The following is a 229-nucleotide window of genomic DNA, read 5'->3' as shown; positions in this document are numbered from 1 at the left end:
TCTTGCATGTACTGGTAATGGTTAGCCATATTTCTAGCGTTTTTACGACTTTCTAACTCACTAATACGGTCAACAACCGTATCAAGAGATAACTTAACTTGTTTTAGTCGGTATAATTCTTTGTCAATCGCAACCATCTTATTATAGACAGTTCTACTAATATCAGAATTGACTTTAATAATTTGCTTTTGTTGAGTACTAGGATATATCCGCATTTTTAATCCGTAAT

General features: G+C 32.3%; 1 protein-coding gene. It reads right to left on the bottom strand.

Annotation, left to right across the window (positions count from 1 at the left end):
* The coding region (locus FC36_RS07510) for a helix-turn-helix domain-containing protein (protein WP_156409552.1) at positions 1-229 on the bottom strand (229 nt) is incomplete at both ends.

Origin of the sequence: Ligilactobacillus equi DSM 15833 = JCM 10991 (genome assembly GCF_001435735.1) — a bacterium.
Classification (GTDB): Bacteria; Bacillota; Bacilli; order Lactobacillales; family Lactobacillaceae; genus Ligilactobacillus; species Ligilactobacillus equi.
The sequence above is the reverse complement of the archived record's forward strand: the minus strand, read 5'-3'. Positions and strand labels throughout refer to the sequence as shown.